This is a genomic window from Corynebacterium crudilactis (genome assembly GCF_001643015.1).
GTDB lineage: Bacteria > Actinomycetota > Actinomycetes > Mycobacteriales > Mycobacteriaceae > Corynebacterium > Corynebacterium crudilactis.
Map to the genome: position 1 here is coordinate 494,803 of NZ_CP015622.1, position 18,048 is coordinate 512,850.

The window sequence follows — 18,048 nt, forward strand, 5'->3', positions numbered from 1 at the left end:
AAGTCACAAGGACAAGTAATGAACAAGAAAAAGATTGCCGCGATGACAGCAGCGCTCGCCATCGCGATCCCACTGGTTAGTTCCTGTTCTTCCGCTTCCAATGGAGACTCCGTCGACATCATGATGGACGTGGGATATCTCCCCAAGCATGCGCCATTTTTTGCAGCCGTAGCAGAGGGGTTCTTCGAAGAAGAAGGACTGGATGTATCACTTATGCCCGGCTCCGGATCTAACAATACCGTGACATCTGTCGAAACCGGTCGAGTTTTTGCGGGCTTTGCAGACTTCGGTGTCACCGTGATGAACCAGGGTAGGGGAGCGCAGGTTCGTCAAGTAAATCTTCTACAAGCACGTTCTTCTTATGCAGCTGTTGCAGATAAAGAAAGCGGCATTGAAAGTTGGGATGATCTCAAGGGTAAAACTGTTGCCACTGAAGGCGCTGGAGCAATGGTCTCCATGTGGCCATATGCACTGAATCAACTGGGATATGCCGAAGGGGATATCAACGTTGTGCATGCTTCGAGTGAATCAAAAATTCCGGGTCTGCTGGCACATCAATGGGATGCAAACCTCGCTCTCGCAGTTTCTGATGCTCCCGCATTGGCGGCATTAGGAATTGAACCAGTGGTGTTGAACTGGGCAGATATTGGAATCTCCCTTTATGGCAACGGCATGGTGGTGTCTAACGAGACCATTGAAAAAGAACCGGAGAAGCTCGAGAAATTCAATCGTGCTTTACAAAAGGGTTTCCTCTGGGCATGTGAAAACCCAGAGAAAACGTATAAAGACTTCAACGCAGAAGTCCAGGGCTATGAAGAATCAACCATCCTCCTTGCCTTGGAGGAACAGTGCGCTTTGAATTGGCAAAGCGACACTACAACCGATCCTTTCGGCACCATGAGCGATGAAGGTGTACAGGAAATGATCGATGTTGCTCAGGAATACCTCGGCATGGATCCTTCAGTATCGATTACCCCGGATCAGGTTTATACCAATGAGTTCATCACCCCCATCAATAAAGGCACTGTGATCGCAGCGCCATCTCAGAAGAAGTAGGTAAATCATGTCTAATACCAGTGCAATTTCAGTAAAAAATGTCGGAGTTACTTTTCACTCTCGAGATGGGGCCGAAAACAAGGTTCTCGAAGGTGTGGATTTTGATGTACAGCCCGGAGAATTTGTGTCCATCGTTGGACAGTCTGGAAGTGGCAAAACTACACTGCTCAAGACAATTTCCGGACTTCAGCAAGCAACTCATGGTGAAGTCCTCGTCAACGGAAAGCCCATTGCGGAGCAGGTGGAAGATATCGCCATGGTGTTTCAAGCGCCAGTGCTGTTGCCGTGGAGAAACAATCTCAACAATGTGCTGTTGCCACTAGAATTTCGTGGAACCCGCTCGAAAGAATCATTAGATCGTGCATATCAGCTGCTTGAGATGGCTGGACTTAAAGGAAAAGAAACCCGTTATTCCTATGAGCTCAGTGGCGGTATGCAGCAGCGTGTCGCGATTTGCCGCGCCCTTGTTTCTAACCCGCAGTTGCTTCTGATGGATGAGCCATTTGGCGCACTGGATGCGATGACCCGTGACTCCATGAACTTTGAAATACAAAAGATCTGGATGCGTGAAAAGTGCAGCGTGCTTTTTGTTACCCACAGTATTTCTGAGGCGGTATGGCTTGGCGATCGCGTCATCATCGTTGGCGATCGCCCAGGCCACATCGTGGCAGATATCAAGATTGATATTCCACGCCCGCGAGCCAAGGAACACCGCTTCTCGGAAGTTTTCTCTGACTATGTTGCAGAGATCGAATCTTTCATTGGCGTCACCGCAGGTATCAGCTAACCATAATCACAAATTTTGAAAGGTATTTCTCCATGCATTTAACTTCCAGCCCAGCTCGTTTGCAAGAACTTTTTAACCTTGATGCGCAAAAGAGTCTCCTCTTTTCTGCCATCCGTCTTGATTCTCACCCGCTCGTGGCACCAATTATCGCAACCGTTAAAGACCAAGATCCGATCCTGCTGGTGCGTCAGCAAGAACAGGGCAACATCTTCTCCAGCGGTGTGCCACGCAATAAGATCCGTTTCTACGCACCGTGGGTAACCATCGATGACGCCCCTTTGGAAGGCGTCGAAGCCGCCAGTTCTGTGCAAGAACTAATTAAAGAGCTTGCCGACGAAAACCCCGTCTGTTTCGCACCCGATATCGCATATGCACACTATTTGGCGGCGCAAGACCAGGTTCAGGTTTCTGTGGAATCAGCAGCCCCACATGCGATCGATGTGGTGAAACTGGATCAGGGAATCGTCGAAAAGCGATTTTCGGACTGGCGTCGTGCCGGCGTGGAAGAAGCCAAGAAGCTTATCCGGGGTATCGCGCATTTGGAGGGACTGGAAAAAGAGCTTGACCAGGTAGGCAACGACAGCAGATTTGAGCTTCTTCAAGATATTGCTTCTCGGCATGCGCTGTCTGCAATCTATGTTGCATCGCCACCGAATTTCTCTGAAATTACAGGAATTGCAGCTACTGAAGGTGCGTCTGTGTTGTGGGATGCCGCAACGCAAACAGCATTCCTTTTCCTGCCTCAGGGAACCCCAGCTCCTGAAGGAACAGAAGCTGTAGATTCCTTCGCGTCCATCTCTGAAGCTGTCAGGGAACTTATCGGAGAAGATAAAACAGTCGGTGTGGAAGAAGAATATCTCGGCACTGCGGTGGCCTTGAGCCTGACAGAAGGCGAGATTGTTCCTCTTCAAACTGAGCTCAGCAATTGGCGCGATGTGCGAGATTCTGAAGATCTCCCTTTTCAAATTATTGCCTCACGCACCAGCGTTACCATCATGGAAAACACCCTGGAGTGGACCAATAACCGTTTAGAGCGTGGAGAAGAGTTCACTGAGCTTGATATCTACGCCCGCTACTTGGAAGAATTGGAAGATTACGCCCTGCAGTTCACTTTTGATGTAGAGCCATATTTCACCAACCTGCATTCCTCCAACCGCATGCTATTTCCTGGACCACCGGTAGATTTCCCCATCAACTCAGAAACCCGATGCATCCAACTTGATGCCGGAGTGGCAGTGAAAAAGAATGGCGTAGTGCTGGGCACCTCAGATATGGCGCGCTCTTTGCCACGTACTGCCGCTGGACGTGAAGCCTATGAGTATTTCTTCCAAGTAGTTCGCGAAGGCATCATTTCACAACTTCGACCAGGAACTATTTGTGCAGATGTACATGAAGCAACGCTGGATTATCTAGCACCACAATTGCCGCGCATGATTGATATCGGAATGCTGAATGCCGATGTAGATTTCAACACCATCTACCGAAAGCGCAATGTTGGACACCTCATGGGTAAACAAGAATCATTCGCCAACGAACTTCGTCCGGGCTACGATCACGTTCTCCGCCATGGTTCTTATGGCGCTGCGGAAATTCCATGGCGTTACAACGGCGTCGCGATTGGCACAGAAGACTTGTGGTACATCGGCGAAGACAAAACTTACATCTTGAGCCAGCGCTAAAGGGGAATCCGGAATTATGACTGATATTTCAGCGAATCTAAAAAGCTTAGGAATTGAGCTTCCTGATCTTCCTGCACCGCAGTACTCTTATGTTCCTTTTCACCGCCAAGGCAATACGTTATATGTTTCGGGGCAGATTTCTCGGACAGCTGCAGGCGATATTGTGACAGGACGCGTCGGTGCAGATGCATCTGTGGAAGAAGGCATTCATGCAGCAGAAGTAGCCACGATCAATTTGCTGGCCAGAATTGAGCAAGCCATTGGGCTGGAGAATGTTGCAAGTATTCTCAAATTGAATGTGTGGGTGAACAGCGCAGCTGATTTTGTGGAACAACCACGTGTTGCGGATGGTGCCTCTCGACTTTTGGAGAAGGTGCTCGGTGAAGCTGGAAAACATGCTCGAACGGCACTGCCTACGCACACTCTTCCCCAAGGGGCGTTGGTGGAGTTAGATGCGGTTGTGGCCATTTCCTAAAGCTAAGGCCGCTGTGTCTGTTTCTAGCTCCACATTTTTAGAATAAGTGTTTGCATAAACGATGCTCTGCAGGGCGCTTAAATGCGATTTTGGGAGGTCCCTTTTTCTGGGGCGCGGGTGAGGTTTTTAGTCAACAGGTCAGAGATGGCAGGATCTTAGAAAATTAAGAAATTCTGTCATTCCTGCCTGGTATCGACCGCTATAAACCGGTCAGGCGCGCCAAGACTTGTTTAAAAGCCCGGAATCTTGACACGTGGGACCGGTCTGGTGGGTGGCAGTCCCTGGTACGGATCAAATACTCTTTTTGTGGGAATCTGACTGGGTGAAAATTGCAGCTACAGTGTCTGCATGTACAGGGTGGATGCTGAAATACGCCCATTTCCCACATTGTTCGCGAGTGATCAATTTTGCCGCGATGAGCTTTTTCATATGGTGGGTTACCGTGGGGGCGGAAATGTCTAAAGCGTGTGCCAGTGCATTTGCGCTTACTCGCGAGGTTTTTGTGGTGAAGACGAGGTATAAAATTTCTAAACGTGTGGCATCGCCGAGGGCTTTGTAAAAGCCACTGGCCTCTTTTGCTGTATCCGTGATCGTGCTGGGTACAGATTTTAGAGGCGCAAAGCGCTGATCGGCGCTTGGGGTGAGGGCGAAGGTCATTCACTCAATATATAGGTATGCCAAGCCTAAGTAAATCGTTTGGGGGTGTGCGCACATCACACCCCATATACATTTACGCCTCTGTGGCTTCCTCAGTACCTTCTTCTGGTTCTTGTGGCTTTGCGTAACGCTCACGTGCACGTTTGAGGCGTTCTTCCTCTTCTAATTGTGCAGCTTCTTCTGCGCGGCGGCGTTTGAAGCGATTTTTCTCAATATTCCACAAGAATTCTTCATCATCGTCGGGCCCTTTAACTGCACGACGTGCTTGACCCTTATTGAGTCCTGCATTGCTCTTCCATGTGGATGGCTTGAAGGCCTTCCACAGCAAGACAATTGCGACGATAACCAAAATAATCAGCAAAAGCCTACCCACTTGAATCTCTCCTCTAATCTTTGCTTCGACCTCCCACAATACGGAACTTCTCAGCATTCTTGGGTATCAGTGGGTATTGAGTAGGGTGGAAAGGGTGAGTGAGTCCAATACCCCAAATGCACAGCATCCCCAAGCACCAGAATTGAACTTGGAATTACAAAAAGCTGCCCGGAAAAATGTACTGATTTATGGCCTGGCTCGGCTGGCGCTTTTTGTTGTGCTGACACTTGTTATTCATGGTCTGGCTCAATTGATTAATGCGCCAGTTCCAGTGGTGATGTCTGCAATGTTGGCGTTGATCGTAGCATTCCCACTGTCCATGCTGGTGTTTAATAAGCAGCGTGTGAATGCAACCTGGGCTGTGGCCCAATGGGATGCTCAGCGTAAAGCCCATAAGGAATGGGTGCGGAGCGAGTTGGCGGACCGCTAGGTTTGCTTTCTTAACGCTGAAATAGGGTGGTCGATTACCTGCTATAAGAGGTAGTAGACCGCCCTATTTTTTGTTTTAATCGAGAACGCCTGCTTCTTGAAGCATTGCGGGGATGCCATTGACTTCATGTAATCCGCCGACTACCCAGGCGTCGTTCCAGCGTCGTTCTACGATTCGCCAGCCATGATCGGTGCGACGAAGTTGGTCGGTATATCCGCCATGGACTTGGGAGAGTCGTGGTTCGCCGTCCCGTCCGCGCAATCCGGTGGGGTGGATTGTCTTAGAGTCCACTACAGCGGTATTGCCATCGGGGCCGAAGACGATCTTGAGATTGCCGCACATGTGGAAGATGAACTCAAAGGTCTTTCCTGTAATGAAGTCACCCTGTTTGGCATCTTTCCACAAGTCTCGATCGCCACCGGAATCAGTCCAGTCGAATACGGTATCTTCAAGGAAAACTTCGTCCATGGCATCGATGTCATGGCTATCGGCTGCATGAATGTAGCGAGCGAACAAGTCGTAGATTTCTAGTCGATCGGCGACTTCTTCAGGGGTGAAACGTTGGTACATGGCAGTTCCCTTTTGCATGTTTGTGGTTAGACGGCGTCCGGCCATTTGAGCGCAGCTGTTAAATTCGCCAGAGGCTCTCAAAGTGTTGAAGGTAACGGCAGGTAAATGTTTATGACCGTGATCACTATGATTGTTAATAGGTGGACGCCTGTCAGGTAAAAATGCAAATAGTGTCGACACTAGGAGGGGTGCGTCGAGAAGCGTTTTAGCTAAACGCCAGCGCCAAGCCGGTGAGCACAGCCCAGAGTGCCATGGCGCGTCCCGTGGCGCCGATAACCGGAATCAGATCCTTGCCGGTCGCCTTGTTGCGAATAGGTTTTGCAGCCATGAGGGCCAAAGGCAGCACGATGAGCGCCACAAGCACAGGCCACGCAGCAAAAGCTAGAACAATGGACATGATGAAAGGTGTGGAGACAAGGGCGAGGAACAGCGTGCGTGCGCCATTATCGCCCAGGCGAACAGCAAGCGTAATTTTTCCAGCTTCGCGGTCGGTGGGGATATCGCGAATATTGTTGGCCAAGTTCACACCTGCCGACATGGAGCCCACGCCGACTGCAGCGGCAAGGCCTACCCAGCTGATGAAGCCAGTTTGAGTGAATTGGGTGCCCATGACTGCAACCAGGCCGAAGAAGATAAATACTGCGATTTCGCCCAGTCCGCGGTATCCATAAGGATTTTTTCCACCGGTATAAAACCATGCGCCAAGAACACAGATGATGCCGATCAGAATGAGCCACCATGCACTGAGCACGCTCAGAGCAGTGCCAGCGATTCCGGCCACGCCGAAGGCGATAAATGCCGCAGCTTTTACTTTTTTCGGAGCAACAAGGCCAGAGCCAGTGAGTCGAAGGGGACCCGTACGATCCTCGTCGGTGCCACGGATTCCATCAGAGTAATCATTGGCAAAATTCACGCCGATGATTAGAGCCCACGCAACAACAAGTGCCAGCAGGGCTTTCCACCAGATGAAACCATCATGGAAAGCGGCGACACCAGAACCTGCAATGACCGGGGCAAAAGCATTCGCCCAGGTGTGTGGGCGGGCGCCTTGAAACCAATCGGACAAAGTTGCAGAAGCCGGATGAGGTTCGGTGTGAGACATGCTCTCTATCTTTCCCCATGCGGTACTCGATAGTGCAATTACAATAAGCGAAGAAGGACTGAGCGGCTTTGTTCCAGCTTTGCTGCGGCTCTGCGTCTAGCTTCAACATCTTGCTTAAACGCTATTGTGAAATAAGCTAAGAAATTCCAAAGTCGATCGAGGAGGAGTCGCAGTAGTTTATGTGGGTTGGTTATGCGGTTCGACAGATCGCCAGCATTTTTCTTACTCTTTTGCGCATGCTGCCATTGGCTGTGCGAAATCGAGTTGCCAGGTCTCGGATACCTGAGACCGGCGATGTGGTGATTTCTTTGACCACCCATGGAAAAAGAATAAACCATGTCCATTTCACCATCGAATCAATTGCGCGTGGGCATCTTAAGGCACCCATTGTGTTGTGGTTGGATAAGCCAGATTTTGATGCACCATGGCCGGCAACCTTAAAGCGCTTGGTTAATAGAGGTTTGCAAGTGCGTTGCAGCGATGGTTTTTATGGCCCGCACACTAAATATTGGAACCAATTCCGCTTGCTTCAGGGCACTGGTGCGCGTGTGGCCACCGTGGATGATGACATGATTTACCCGGAATGGTTCCTCCAGCGCCTGCTGTTTATTGGTGATTTACGCATGGACGCGGTGGTCGCTTATCGCGCGCACCGCATTGAGCTTCGCGACGGCCAGATGCTGCCATATGTGAAATGGAGTGCAGCAGATACCTCTAAAGCGTCCTTCCTGCACTTTGCCACAGGTGTCTCGGGAGTGCTGTATCCCGTGACTTTTATTGATTATGTTATCCAACAAGGCGATGTTTTCTTAGAAACATGTAAGCGCGCCGATGATGTGTGGCTTCATGCCTGCGCACTGCGTTCTGATCACCCTATTCGCCAGGTATATGCGCAGCCGCGCCACTTTGCCGTGGTCCCTACCACCCAGGTGGGCGCCCTTGTTGTGGGCAATACCCTGATGGGTGGCAATGATGAACAAATTGCCAAAGTTTATACCGATGAAGACGTGGCAAAACTTGTGGCAGCAAGCCATAACGAAGATTAAAACAGTTTTTGGATAGCGCGCCTATCCGCTTTTCCAGGACCAATGCTGGGTAGTGAATCCAAGTGCTTCAACCGCTTGGGAAGCTGCCAACGGGGCAGCTCATCTAATCCTTCAATTACTTCAGAAGGACTGATCGACCCGGAATAGGCGGCAACAATTGCTTGGCCCAATCGGGGATCAGGAATACCGACCACACACGCTGCGGTGACACCTTTAATGTCTGCGATGGCACGCTCTAATACTTCAGGATGAAGCTTGAGTCCACCAGAATCGATGATGGCATCAACTCGTCCAGTTACGGTGAGAATATCGTTGTGGAGCTGACCCGCATCGGATGTGGTGAACCAGCCTTCGTGGGCAAAATCGGGGTGCTCAGGAGCGTTTCTATAACCTTGAGCAATCATTGGTCCACCCAATTCAATGCGTTCATCAGTAATGCGGACTTTCGCGCCGGGGAGAGGTTTGCCGTTGTAGACACAGCCTCCCGAAGTTTCTGAGGAACCATACGTGGTGACAATGTTGATGTTGAGGTTTTTTGCTGCCTCGAGGGCCTGTTTGGATAAGGCTGCGCCACCGACGAGGATGGCGTCGAAAAGCGTTAAGGCTTCAATGCCTGGCAAGGTATCCATGGCTTTGAGCAGCTGCATCGGAGTGAGGGAGGTGTAGACGCGGTCGCCGGTGGTTTTTAGCTCGGCGGAGGCGTGTGCAAAGTCTTCGATATTAAAGCCATTGCGGAGATCGATGGCCAGGGGTTCCACTCCGGCGATGAGACTGCGGATGAGTACTTGCATGCCAGCAATATGGTGGGCGGGCATGGCAAGCAACCATTGGCCCTCGCCGCCGAGGAAACGATGGGTGGCATCGGCAGAGCTTACTAAGTTGAGGGGTGTGAGCTGCGCGCCCTTGGGTGTGCCAGTAGAACCAGAGGTGGCCATCACCAGGGCGATCGAAGGATCGATAGGACGGCCAATGCTTTGGGAATCACGCAATAATTGTGCGCGTTCTTTATCTTGTGCAGGAATGGGGAGAAGTGTTTTCTTCCCGGAGATAGCATCCTCGAGGTCGTTTAGAATCGCAGTGGGATTAGCTAGATCGACGGGCAATGCTTCGAGGACACGGGTATTCATATTCCGAGATTCTAGTGTCGTGAGTCGCGGAAACTAAGTTAAGACTTGGATTTTTGGGAATCAGTTTTGGGCTGTGCGTTTTGCTAAAAGTGCATCCACGCTCCAAGCGCCTGCACCTGCGGCGATAAGGAGCAATGCGCCAGCGCCGATTGCGCCAGTGAGTTCCCAGCCGTTGTTGGTGACAAAGATGCCGGAAGAAATATGTGCAAATAGTGTTGCAAGAAGCATATCTAGTGCAACAATTGCGGCTGCGATGCGAGTGAATGCGCCAAGGATAATGGCGATACCGCCGATGATTTCCACGAGGGCTGCTAGTGGTGCTGCGATACCTGCGGCTGGGATGCCTAGGGAGTCGAAGAAACCGGTAACGCCTTCGAGGCCTGTGATAGCGAATTTATCCCATCCGTGTGCGATGAGAATAACGCCCAAAATGATACGTGCGAGGAGGAATGCAATTTCCTTGGTAGTTGACATGGAAACTAAAGCTAGAGCTATTTAGTTTCCATGTCAACTATTGGGGTTTGGTTTGAACTTCCTGACAAATATAAAGATGGGCTAGTAGCTATCTATTTCCCGAGGTACAGACCACTTATTGGCCTCAGAAATCGGGCTTGGGAGCAGCTCTTCCGGTAGCGACTGATAGGAAACTGGTCGCATAAATCTCTCGATTGCCAGAGTGCCAACGCTCGTAGACTGAGCATTTGACGTCGCAGGAAAAGGTCCGCCATGAACCATTGCGTGCCCGACTTCCACTCCCGTTGGCCAACCGCCAAAGAGCACGCGGCCGGCAAGATCTTCTAATAGAGGAAGTAGGGCAGATACATCCTTGATATCTTTCTGCGTAGCCTGGATCGTGGCAGTAAGCTGTCCCTCCAGTGCTTCGGCCGCATCATGGAGTTGGGTCGGGGAGTCGTATCGCACAATCAGCGATGCCGCACCAAAGATTTCCTCCTGCAATATCGCATTGTTCAGTAGCACCTGAATATCACTTTCAAATACCACTGGTCCCGGCGCATTTGCCCCCGGCCCAGCGGTACCTTGCGCCAATACCTCCACGCTCGGTTGACTATGAAGTGTGTCCACTCCACGTTGCCACGCCTCCGCAATCCCTTTTGTCAGCATGGTTTGGCCAGAAGATTGCGTGAATTTGGTAGCAATAAGCTCCACAAATGCGTCGCCGGCGAGACCTCGAGGCACAAAAACTAGGCCCGGTTTTGTGCACAGCTGCCCGGAACTGCCGGTAATGGAGAGCACAAATGCATCAGCCAAAGCTTCGGAGGCATCTGGGCCTTCCAACGCGCCAGGGAAAACGAACACGGGATTGGTCGCGCTCATCTCCGCAAACACGGGAATCGGAACCGCGCGCTGAGAAGCAGTCTGAGATAACGCCAAACCACCCTGCCGTGAGCCGGTAAAACCGATGGCGGATATGGCCGGATCGGCGGCCAATTCTTGGCCAATTTCCACTCCACGCCCGTAAATAAGGTTAAACACACCAGCATCAAGGCTATGCTTTTCGACGGCCCCTTGCACTGCTTTTCCGACTAGCTCGGCAGTACCTGGATGTGCATTATGCGCTTTGAATACTACTGGGCAGCCCGCCGCTAAAGCCGCTGCAGTATCACCACCAGCCGTGGAGAATGCCAGGGGGAAATTACTTGCACCAAATACCGCCACCGGCCCCAGTGGAATGTGACGTTGCCGAAGATCTACCCGCGGTCCTCGTTCAATGCGCACCCGATGATAAGCGCCGGTGCGAATGGTCTCGGCAAAAAGTCGCAATTGATTGCTTGTGCGAGCTATTTCGCCTGTTAAACGTGCAGTTCCCAATCCAGTTTCTAAGCTTGCGCGTTGAATAATCTCTTCTGCGGAAGCGTCGATATTATCTGCAATTGACGTGAGGAAATCGGCGCGCTCCTCCGGTGTAGTGAGGCGATAACTGCGAAAAGCACGTTTGGCAGCTGTTATTGCCTGCTTTAATTGTGCGCTGTTTGCCAAAGAATAGGCGGGCTCTAGACGGTCGTTGGTGCGTGGATCAAATCCGGTGATTTCACCATTTGTGCCAGGAGTCCAGTCACCATTAATCAGGGAACAACCGTGCAGGGTCGTCGTGGCGATCATGCTTTCACCTCAACTGGAAGCCTGTAGGAACCGGCGCCGGACGTTGCGAGCAGATCAGTGAGATCAGCAATGTCTTGTTCTGCGAGGTTTCGTAGCGGAGGTCGAACTCCGCCGATATCGCGGCCTACAGCCTTGAGTCCACCCTTGACTATGGAGACTCCAAATCCTTGGCCACGATCGCGGATATCTAGGTAAGGAAGCACGAAATCATTGAGTTTCTGTTTTACCGCAGCACCATCCTGGGCGCGGACATCTGCGTAGAAGCCCAATGCGAAATCAGGAATGAAGTTAAACATCGCAGAGGAATAAGTACTCATGCCCATCTGAAGCAACGGTAGTGCGAAGGTTTCTGCGGTTGGAAGCCCGCCCAGGTAGAAGAGTCGATCGCCGCACAAAGTGGTGACTTTGGCAACGTGCTCGATATCGCCAGTGCCATCTTTGAAACCAATGAAATTAGGGTAGTTCTCAGATAGACGGGCAATAACTTCCGGTGAGTAAATTGCATTTGCGCGGTTATAAACAATCACGCCAATGGAAGTAGCTTCACATACTGCAGCAGCATGATTGTACAAACCTTCTTGATCGCATTCTGTGAGGTAAGGCGGCAGGAGTAGGATGCCCTCGGCTCCTGCTGCTTCTGCACCCTGTGCGTTCAAAACTGCTGATTTGGTAGATCCTGTGGCAGAACCTAGCACTGGAACCGAAGAGTGTGCTGCTTGAACTGCAAGCTGGGTGACGCGGTAGTTTTCCTCAACGGTAAGGCTGAACCCTTCGCCTGTTCCGCCAGCTGCGAATAGTCCTGCAACTGGGTAGCTGGACTGCCATTCGATGTGCTCGGTGTAGGCGGCTTCATCTATTTCGAGATCCTCGCGGAAAGCGGTGGCAGGGAAAGAGAGCAGTCCGTCTTTGAGGTGATCGGCAAGATCTTGAGGTGCAAAGCGTGCCATGAGAAGGCTCCTTAGGTTGTGTTTGATACGACACTTTGGAGTCTAAGATGCGCTATTGATACCTGTCCATGATTAGTTTGGCATGTTGAAATGCCTAAAAGGTATCATCGATATTTTTGATGAATTTCCGCACGGCAGGGTTGTCATTAGTGATGGAATATATCGCCTGCAGTTCCGCTAAACCAGGAGGTAGATCATAGAAACTTCGAAATTCGACACCACTGTAATTGAGCTTTTTCGCAGACTCTGGAACCAGAGCAACTCCCAGACCAGAGGCCACCAAACTCACCATCGTGGTGATCTGGCTCAGCGTATGTTGCACCTGGCCGTCATGGATCGTGAAATTTCTGATGACAATGTCATAGAGATATTTCGCCTTAGTGGGAGAATGCTGGAGAAACGGAACTCCCGTTAGATGTTTGCGCAGCAGTGGACGATCCTGATCAAGCAACGGATGCCCCTGTGGGGCGGCAAGCACTAAAGAATCTGCCTGCAGTCGTCGCGTCTTCAAACCTTCAACAGGCGAACTCAATCGACCAATACCCAGATCCAACATGCCCGATTCAAGAGCTGCAATCTGTTCAGTAGAGACCATTTCAAAAAGATCGACACCCACCCCAGGCATCTTCTCATGCAACTGATTCAGGGTTGGTCCCAAAATGGAAAAACCTGCGGCTGCGGTATACCCGATATTGAGCTGACCCCACATTCCAGTACTGGCTAAGCGTGCGCGCTCTGTAGCTTTTTCTGTGGAATTGAGAATCAGGCGAGCATCTTTTAGAAATGCCAAACCAGCAGTAGTGAGCTCTACTTTGCGGTTATCGCGATCCAAAAGCGTGGCGCCAACAATTTTCTCTAACTTTTGAATTTGTCGACTCAACGGCGGCTGAGTCATGGATAATTCTGCAGCCGCCTTGCCGAAATGGAGATGATTCGCAACGGCTACAAAACACCGCAACTGTTCTAGGGTGAACAACAAAACTCCAATGACTTAATTGCGGGTAGGGAAGCCCTCTGCGTGTAGCTTCTTTTCAATACGATTAATGTCTTCAGCTTCAGGGGATTGGCTGTGGACATGAGTGATTAGCTTGCCAATTTTTTCCCGCGTAATGGGCTTATCATGAAGGCCGTTATTTACACCCTCTGCGATAAGTAACTCAGCCAACTCATTGAGATCTTCTTCAGTAAGTTCGCGTTCTAGAACATAGAACAGGGCAAAAGTATCGTGCCGAGGAACTCCAGAAGGGTAACCCTGACGGAGCCAATTGAGTGCTCGCTGCGCAAAATTTGGGCTGTCGTTGTTGCTCATGGCTTTAAGCTTAGGTTGCTAAACAATGAATTTCATCGGTTTTGTAGACGGATCAACCAGATCAGCGAAATCTTCCCAGCGCTCAAGCTATCATCAAAAGTATGCGATCTGATCGATATCACCTGCTGCCAGATATTTTGCTAATCCTTGCCGGAGTCGCAGGGTGGTTCCTTTTTTCTTATATGGCTGCAGAGGATCTCTTTGCCAGTGCTGAACAACACCTGTCGTCTCCGATCTGGTTTTTTGTTTTTCTATTCTTGATCTGTGGAGTTTCTATCGGGGTCTTTTCCTTGATTTTCTCAGTTTTCTTTGACGCCGGAAAATGGTGGGTTCAGGTGTTGCTGATCCTGGCCGGAGTTGGACTGTGTGGATTAGCACAATGGTGGTTTTGGCTGGACGCGGGCCAACCGATTATTTTCCACCCGGGATACCTGCTCTGGATCGTGGCTTTAGGAGCTGGATTTTCCGGTGTGTTCTCACTGGTATGGGGGATTTTCCGGCGTGCACCGATCACTAGACCGCGACCTGCACAACGTTTCCGCATGTGCGGAGCGTGGTTGCGCAAGTTCTGGTTTATCCCGACACTAATCGTCTTGGCCGTGGTGATCTGGGTGGCAGTAGCATCCTGAACGCCTTAGTTGTGTGGCGCCTCAGGCAGGCGGGAGACAAACTTTTCGCGGTTGACCACTCCACGCTGATGAGTTCCAGTACTGATGGTGGAAAATTCATCAGTTGCAGTGATCTTAAAGGTGACGGCGCGACGGTTGATCTCCGTGACCTCTACATCGAGGGTGACAGTAGATCCTGGCACGGTAGGGGCATCGTGAGAAAAGTTGACATGCGTTCCTAGAGAGATCTCTTCTTCTTCCAAATGGGGGCGCAGCAGCTCCATGCAGGCCCACTCGATGATGCCCACCATGTAGCCGGTGGCTAGTACCGAGGGCATGGTTTGAAACTCGGAAGCTTCGGGAAGCAGATGGGGCACGGTGCGGTTGTCTGGCACTGTGTAGGTCATCTGGTGGGTTAAGCCTGTAGTCAGTGTGTCTTTCATGATTGATATCTCCCTTTAAGTAGTTGCTTTTATAAGACCATTGACGGAGTGGTTTTGGGGAGAGTATTTTTCATACTCCTACTGAATCCCTAAGAAAAGTTGTCTATATTCCCTGAAAATCATAAAAACCAGGCTTCCTGGAATGGAAACCTGGTTATGTAAGTGTATCTTGCAGATCTAGCCTTCAGTGCTGAAGATATCAAGACCCGCATATTGGTAAATCGTGGATTTAGTGACCCAGAGGATGCCAACGAAGACGGCTACGATGATGATGCCGAAGCAGATTGTTGCAGCGATTTTGCCAACAGTGTTTGCGCCTTCAGCAGAAGGGCTGTGTGCGAAGCGGATGCCCAGTGCAAAGAGTGCAGGCAATCCAGCGCCGAGCAAAATGCCAACGAGGGTGACGTCGACGAGGCTGCCGAAAAGTGTTGCGAAGTTCATTATTTGGTTACCTCATTTGCATCGTTAGTCTCAACACCGTTTGAGTCTTCATCCCAATCAGCATTGACGTTGCTTGGATCAACTGGCGCACGGCGAGAGCGTGCAAAGATATAGCCGGAAAGGCCGAGCAGAATAGCAAAAGCGACAAGAACACCGATGAGGTCTGAGCTGAAAAGACCTACGCCGTGGGCAACCCACCAGCAGAAAACACCAACGAGGGCAGAAGCTGGAAGAGTGATGAGCCATGCCATCGCCATGCGACCTGCGACTGACCAGCGCACAGAAGCGCCCTTACGTCCAATACCGGTACCCATGATGGAGCCGGTAGCTACGTGAGTTGTAGACAGTGCCATACCGAAGTGGGAAGAAGTCAAGATGATGGCTGCAGAAGAGGTTTCAGCTGCCATGCCCTGTGGTGAATCAATCTCCACCAAGCCTTTTCCGAGGGTACGGATAACGCGCCAGCCACCCATGTAGGTACCAACTGCAATGGCTAGAGCACAGGTTGCTTTAACCCAGAATGGGATATCTGCTTCGGCTCCGATATGTCCTGTGGCTACCAGAGAGAGGAAGATAACGCCCATGGTCTTTTGGGCATCGTTGGTGCCGTGAGCCAGGGAAACTAGGGAGGCAGAACCGATTTGGCCCCAGCGGAAGTAGCGGTTCTTTTCCTTATCGCCAACGGCTTTGGTGATGCTGTACACCGCGAATGTGCCGATGGCTGCCACGAGTCCAGCCACAACTGGTGCTGCCAGCGCTGGGAGGATCATCTTGGCAAGGACACCTTCCCAGACCACTCCGCTGAAACCGAGGGAAGCAATTGCGGCACCGATGAGGCCACCGAATAGTGCGTGGGAGGAGCTGGACGGAATGCCCAGCAGCCAGGTGAGAAGGTTCCACACGATTGCGCCGATGAGGCCGGCGAAGACTACGAGCAGAAGTTGGTGGGAATCCCAAGCATTGCTTAGATCGAATTGGTCTAAGTCGACGATGCCCTTTGCCACGGTTGCCGCAACTTCAACGGAAAGGAATGCACCTACCAGGTTGAGGACTGCGGATAGAGCTACTGCAATTTTTGGTTTGAGGGCTCCTGTTGCGATGGATGTAGCCATCGCATTTCCTGTGTCGTGGAATCCATTTGTGAAATCGAAGGCAAGCGCCGTCAAGATAACAATCAATAAAATAATCAGCTCGGTCACGATTGGGAAGTATGCCCTAAAAAGTTATAAAACCAAACGCCGATTTGGGATTTTCTTTGGGTAATTCACCAGGATCAAGTTTGCTAACCCCAAAAATAGGGTGGTTGATTGTACTGGGTGTGTCACTATGGTTGGTTTTCACCAACTAGCAACGTGCGGTTTTGTTGAGGTTTTGTGGGCAAATGCGTGAAAACGTACTGGAAAGTACAGACATTAAATATTGGAATCAACAAGATGAACTCTTGGTGAATTATTTAAAATTCAGGTAATTAAAATGAGTATTGCTTCTAAAAGGTTCCCGAGATGAAGAAAAGAATATGAGTTCAATGACAAAGATTACCTCCCTCAAAAACCACAAGCCTTGCGCCCTCTCATCACAAGGGCGCAAGGCAAGCTAGCTATTTGAGTGCAGCGAATTACTTAGTAGTAATACGGGAACTCATTCCAATTTGGTTCGCGCTTTTCCAAGAAGGCTTCTTTACCTTCGACTGCTTCATCTGTCATATAAGCAAGGCGAGTGGCTTCGCCCGCGAAGACTTGCTGTCCCATGAGTCCGTCATCGGTGAGGTTGAAAGCAAATTTCAGCATGCGCTGCGCAGTAGGAGACTTGGTGTTGATCTCTCGCGCAGCTTGGATTGCTTCATTTTCTAAATCAGCATGATCCGCCACGATGTTTACAGCGCCCATTTGCTGCATGCGTTCTGCATCATAGGTGCGTCCGAGGAAGAAGATCTCACGAGCATTTTTCTGACCCACCATTTTGGCTAGGTAAGCAGAGCCGTAACCAGCATCGAAGGATCCGACATCAGCATCAGTTTGTTTGAAGCGAGCTTCCTGGCGAGATGCGATAGTGAGGTCGCAGACGACATGGAGGGAGTGTCCGCCACCGGCAGCCCAACCATTGACCACTGCGATGACAATTTTTGGCATGGTGCGGATTAAGCGCTGCACTTCCAAAATGTGCAGACGTCCGCCTTCAACCTTGGTGCGTGCTGCATCGACAGTAGAGACATCTGCAGTGGCATCATCATGGGCATGTTCGGTGGCGTATTGGTAACCGGAACGACCACGGATGCGTTGATCGCCACCTGAACAAAATGCCCAGCCGCCATCTTTTTCGCTAGGTCCGTTGCCGGTGAGCAAAATGGTGCCCACATCGGGGGTGCGGCGTGCATGATCTAGTGCTTGATAAAGCTCATCGACAGTGTGTGGTCGGAAAGCATTGCGTACTTCTGGGCGATCGAAGGCGATGCGCACGGTGCCATCTGCACGAGTGGTGCCCACATGGCGGTGATAGGTGATATCGGTGAAGTCTTCAAAACCTGGAACTGTTGCCCATTGCCTGGAATCAAAAGGATTGTCGGTGCTGTAGTTACTCATAATCTTCAACCTTAAGCCTCTGCTTTAATCTGTAGCGCGTCAGCGTGTGCATCAATGATCCGAGCTAGGGAGATATCACGTTCGGTGACATGCCCAACATCGTGGCTTGTCAGGGTGATTTCCACGAAGCTATAACTCAGCAGGAGATCGGGGTGGTGGTTAGCTTCTTCGGCAGAAGCTGCGATGCGGTTGATGAATTTCACACCGGTGGCAAAATCGCCGGTGGCAAAATGTGCATTGAGTTGATCGTTGGCGAAGGTCCAACGTGGGGAGACGTCGAAAAGCGAATTCATGGCAC

22 protein-coding genes are annotated in these 18,048 nt (G+C 50.8%); 7 read left to right on the forward strand and 15 right to left on the reverse strand.

Annotated elements, in window-relative coordinates; all coding sequences use genetic code 11:
* Positions 1-18: 18 nt before the first annotated feature.
* Genes ccrud_RS02310 through ccrud_RS02325 form a run of 4 tightly spaced genes read left to right on the forward strand, consistent with a single transcriptional unit; the run spans position 19 to position 3,997 of the window.
* A complete protein-coding gene (locus ccrud_RS02310; protein ID WP_066564306.1) occupies positions 19-1,056 on the forward strand; it encodes an ABC transporter substrate-binding protein in 1,038 nt (345 codons plus the stop codon).
* 7 nt (positions 1,057-1,063) lie between these two features.
* On the forward strand, positions 1,064-1,843 hold the full coding sequence (locus ccrud_RS02315) for an ABC transporter ATP-binding protein (protein ID WP_066564307.1): 780 nt from the start codon (positions 1,064-1,066) through the stop codon (positions 1,841-1,843).
* Between the two features lie 32 nt (positions 1,844-1,875).
* Positions 1,876-3,522 carry an aminopeptidase P family protein gene (locus tag ccrud_RS15500; RefSeq protein ID WP_066564309.1) on the forward strand — a complete coding sequence of 549 codons (1,647 nt, stop codon included), beginning with the start codon at positions 1,876-1,878 and terminating at the stop codon, positions 3,520-3,522.
* A gap of 16 nt (positions 3,523-3,538) precedes the next feature.
* A complete protein-coding gene (locus ccrud_RS02325; protein ID WP_066564311.1) occupies positions 3,539-3,997 on the forward strand; it encodes a RidA family protein in 459 nt (152 codons plus the stop codon).
* A 291-nt stretch (positions 3,998-4,288) separates the two neighbouring features.
* Here ccrud_RS02325 and ccrud_RS02330 read toward each other — a convergent pair whose 3' ends face one another.
* Both ccrud_RS02330 and ccrud_RS02335 read right to left on the reverse strand, forming a co-directional pair.
* Positions 4,289-4,654, reverse strand: coding sequence for an ArsR/SmtB family transcription factor (locus ccrud_RS02330; protein ID WP_066564313.1), 366 nt, complete (start codon positions 4,652-4,654; stop codon positions 4,289-4,291).
* 73 nt (positions 4,655-4,727) lie between these two features.
* Entirely contained in the window at positions 4,728-5,027 is a 300-nt protein-coding gene (locus ccrud_RS02335) for a hypothetical protein (RefSeq protein WP_066564315.1), read from the reverse strand.
* 94 nt (positions 5,028-5,121) lie between these two features.
* Between ccrud_RS02335 and ccrud_RS02340 the strand changes: the two genes are divergently transcribed.
* Complete coding sequence (locus ccrud_RS02340) at positions 5,122-5,457, forward strand: DUF4229 domain-containing protein (protein ID WP_082868777.1); 336 nt, start codon at positions 5,122-5,124, stop codon at positions 5,455-5,457.
* A 75-nt stretch (positions 5,458-5,532) separates the two neighbouring features.
* Here ccrud_RS02340 and ccrud_RS02345 read toward each other — a convergent pair whose 3' ends face one another.
* A complete protein-coding gene (locus tag ccrud_RS02345; RefSeq protein ID WP_066564319.1) occupies positions 5,533-6,027 on the reverse strand; it encodes a nuclear transport factor 2 family protein in 495 nt (164 codons plus the stop codon).
* 205 nt (positions 6,028-6,232) lie between these two features.
* Positions 6,233-7,129, reverse strand: coding sequence for a 1,4-dihydroxy-2-naphthoate polyprenyltransferase (locus ccrud_RS02350; protein ID WP_066564323.1), 897 nt, complete (start codon positions 7,127-7,129; stop codon positions 6,233-6,235).
* Positions 7,130-7,308: 179 nt separating this feature from the next.
* On the opposite strand from ccrud_RS02350, the gene ccrud_RS02355 reads away from it, so the two are divergent.
* Positions 7,309-8,175 (forward strand): glycosyltransferase, encoded by an 867-nt coding sequence (locus ccrud_RS02355; protein ID WP_066564326.1) that lies wholly within the window; start codon positions 7,309-7,311, stop codon positions 8,173-8,175.
* Here the strand turns inward: ccrud_RS02355 and menE are convergent.
* The 6 genes from menE to ccrud_RS02385 form a co-directional block, all read right to left on the reverse strand.
* Positions 8,172-9,302, reverse strand: a complete 1,131-nt coding sequence (gene menE / locus ccrud_RS02360; protein ID WP_066564329.1) for an o-succinylbenzoate--CoA ligase — start codon at positions 9,300-9,302, stop codon at positions 8,172-8,174. The two genes, ccrud_RS02355 and menE, sit on opposite strands and share 4 nt — an antisense overlap.
* A gap of 60 nt (positions 9,303-9,362) precedes the next feature.
* On the reverse strand, positions 9,363-9,776 hold the full coding sequence (locus ccrud_RS02365) for a DoxX family protein (RefSeq protein WP_066564332.1): 414 nt from the start codon (positions 9,774-9,776) through the stop codon (positions 9,363-9,365).
* A gap of 81 nt (positions 9,777-9,857) precedes the next feature.
* Positions 9,858-11,423 (reverse strand): aldehyde dehydrogenase (NADP(+)), encoded by a 1,566-nt coding sequence (locus ccrud_RS02370; protein ID WP_066564335.1) that lies wholly within the window; start codon positions 11,421-11,423, stop codon positions 9,858-9,860.
* The gene (locus ccrud_RS02375) at positions 11,420-12,370 is read right to left on the reverse strand and encodes a 5-dehydro-4-deoxyglucarate dehydratase (RefSeq protein WP_066564336.1); all 951 of its coding nucleotides are present in this window, start codon (positions 12,368-12,370) and stop codon (positions 11,420-11,422) included. Before ccrud_RS02375 ends, ccrud_RS02370 begins: the two co-directional genes overlap by 4 nt.
* A 94-nt stretch (positions 12,371-12,464) precedes the next feature.
* Positions 12,465-13,349 (reverse strand): LysR family transcriptional regulator, encoded by an 885-nt coding sequence (locus tag ccrud_RS02380; protein WP_066564337.1) that lies wholly within the window; start codon positions 13,347-13,349, stop codon positions 12,465-12,467.
* A 12-nt stretch (positions 13,350-13,361) separates the two neighbouring features.
* Positions 13,362-13,679: a DUF3349 domain-containing protein gene (locus tag ccrud_RS02385; protein ID WP_066564338.1), complete on the reverse strand. Its 318-nt coding sequence runs from the start codon at positions 13,677-13,679 to the stop codon at positions 13,362-13,364.
* Between the two features lie 101 nt (positions 13,680-13,780).
* Between ccrud_RS02385 and ccrud_RS02390 the strand changes: the two genes are divergently transcribed.
* On the forward strand, positions 13,781-14,308 hold the full coding sequence (locus ccrud_RS02390) for a hypothetical protein (RefSeq protein WP_066564347.1): 528 nt from the start codon (positions 13,781-13,783) through the stop codon (positions 14,306-14,308).
* Between the two features lie 5 nt (positions 14,309-14,313).
* On the opposite strand, the gene ccrud_RS02395 is transcribed toward ccrud_RS02390, so the two are convergent.
* From ccrud_RS02395 to ccrud_RS02415, 5 genes are all read right to left on the reverse strand, one after another.
* Positions 14,314-14,730, reverse strand: a complete 417-nt coding sequence (locus tag ccrud_RS02395) for a thioesterase family protein (protein WP_066564352.1) — start codon at positions 14,728-14,730, stop codon at positions 14,314-14,316.
* A 177-nt stretch (positions 14,731-14,907) separates the two neighbouring features.
* The gene (locus ccrud_RS02400; protein ID WP_066564355.1) at positions 14,908-15,171 is read right to left on the reverse strand and encodes a hypothetical protein; all 264 of its coding nucleotides are present in this window, start codon (positions 15,169-15,171) and stop codon (positions 14,908-14,910) included.
* Positions 15,171-16,370, reverse strand: coding sequence for an inorganic phosphate transporter (locus tag ccrud_RS02405; protein WP_066564357.1), 1,200 nt, complete (start codon positions 16,368-16,370; stop codon positions 15,171-15,173). Before ccrud_RS02405 ends, ccrud_RS02400 begins: the two co-directional genes overlap by 1 nt.
* Before the next feature lie 420 nt (positions 16,371-16,790).
* Positions 16,791-17,750, reverse strand: a complete 960-nt coding sequence (locus tag ccrud_RS02410) for a 1,4-dihydroxy-2-naphthoyl-CoA synthase (RefSeq protein ID WP_066564360.1) — start codon at positions 17,748-17,750, stop codon at positions 16,791-16,793.
* Positions 17,751-17,761: 11 nt separating this feature from the next.
* On the reverse strand, positions 17,762-18,043 hold the full coding sequence (locus ccrud_RS02415) for a 4a-hydroxytetrahydrobiopterin dehydratase (protein WP_066564363.1): 282 nt from the start codon (positions 18,041-18,043) through the stop codon (positions 17,762-17,764).
* Positions 18,044-18,048 lie beyond the last annotated feature (5 nt).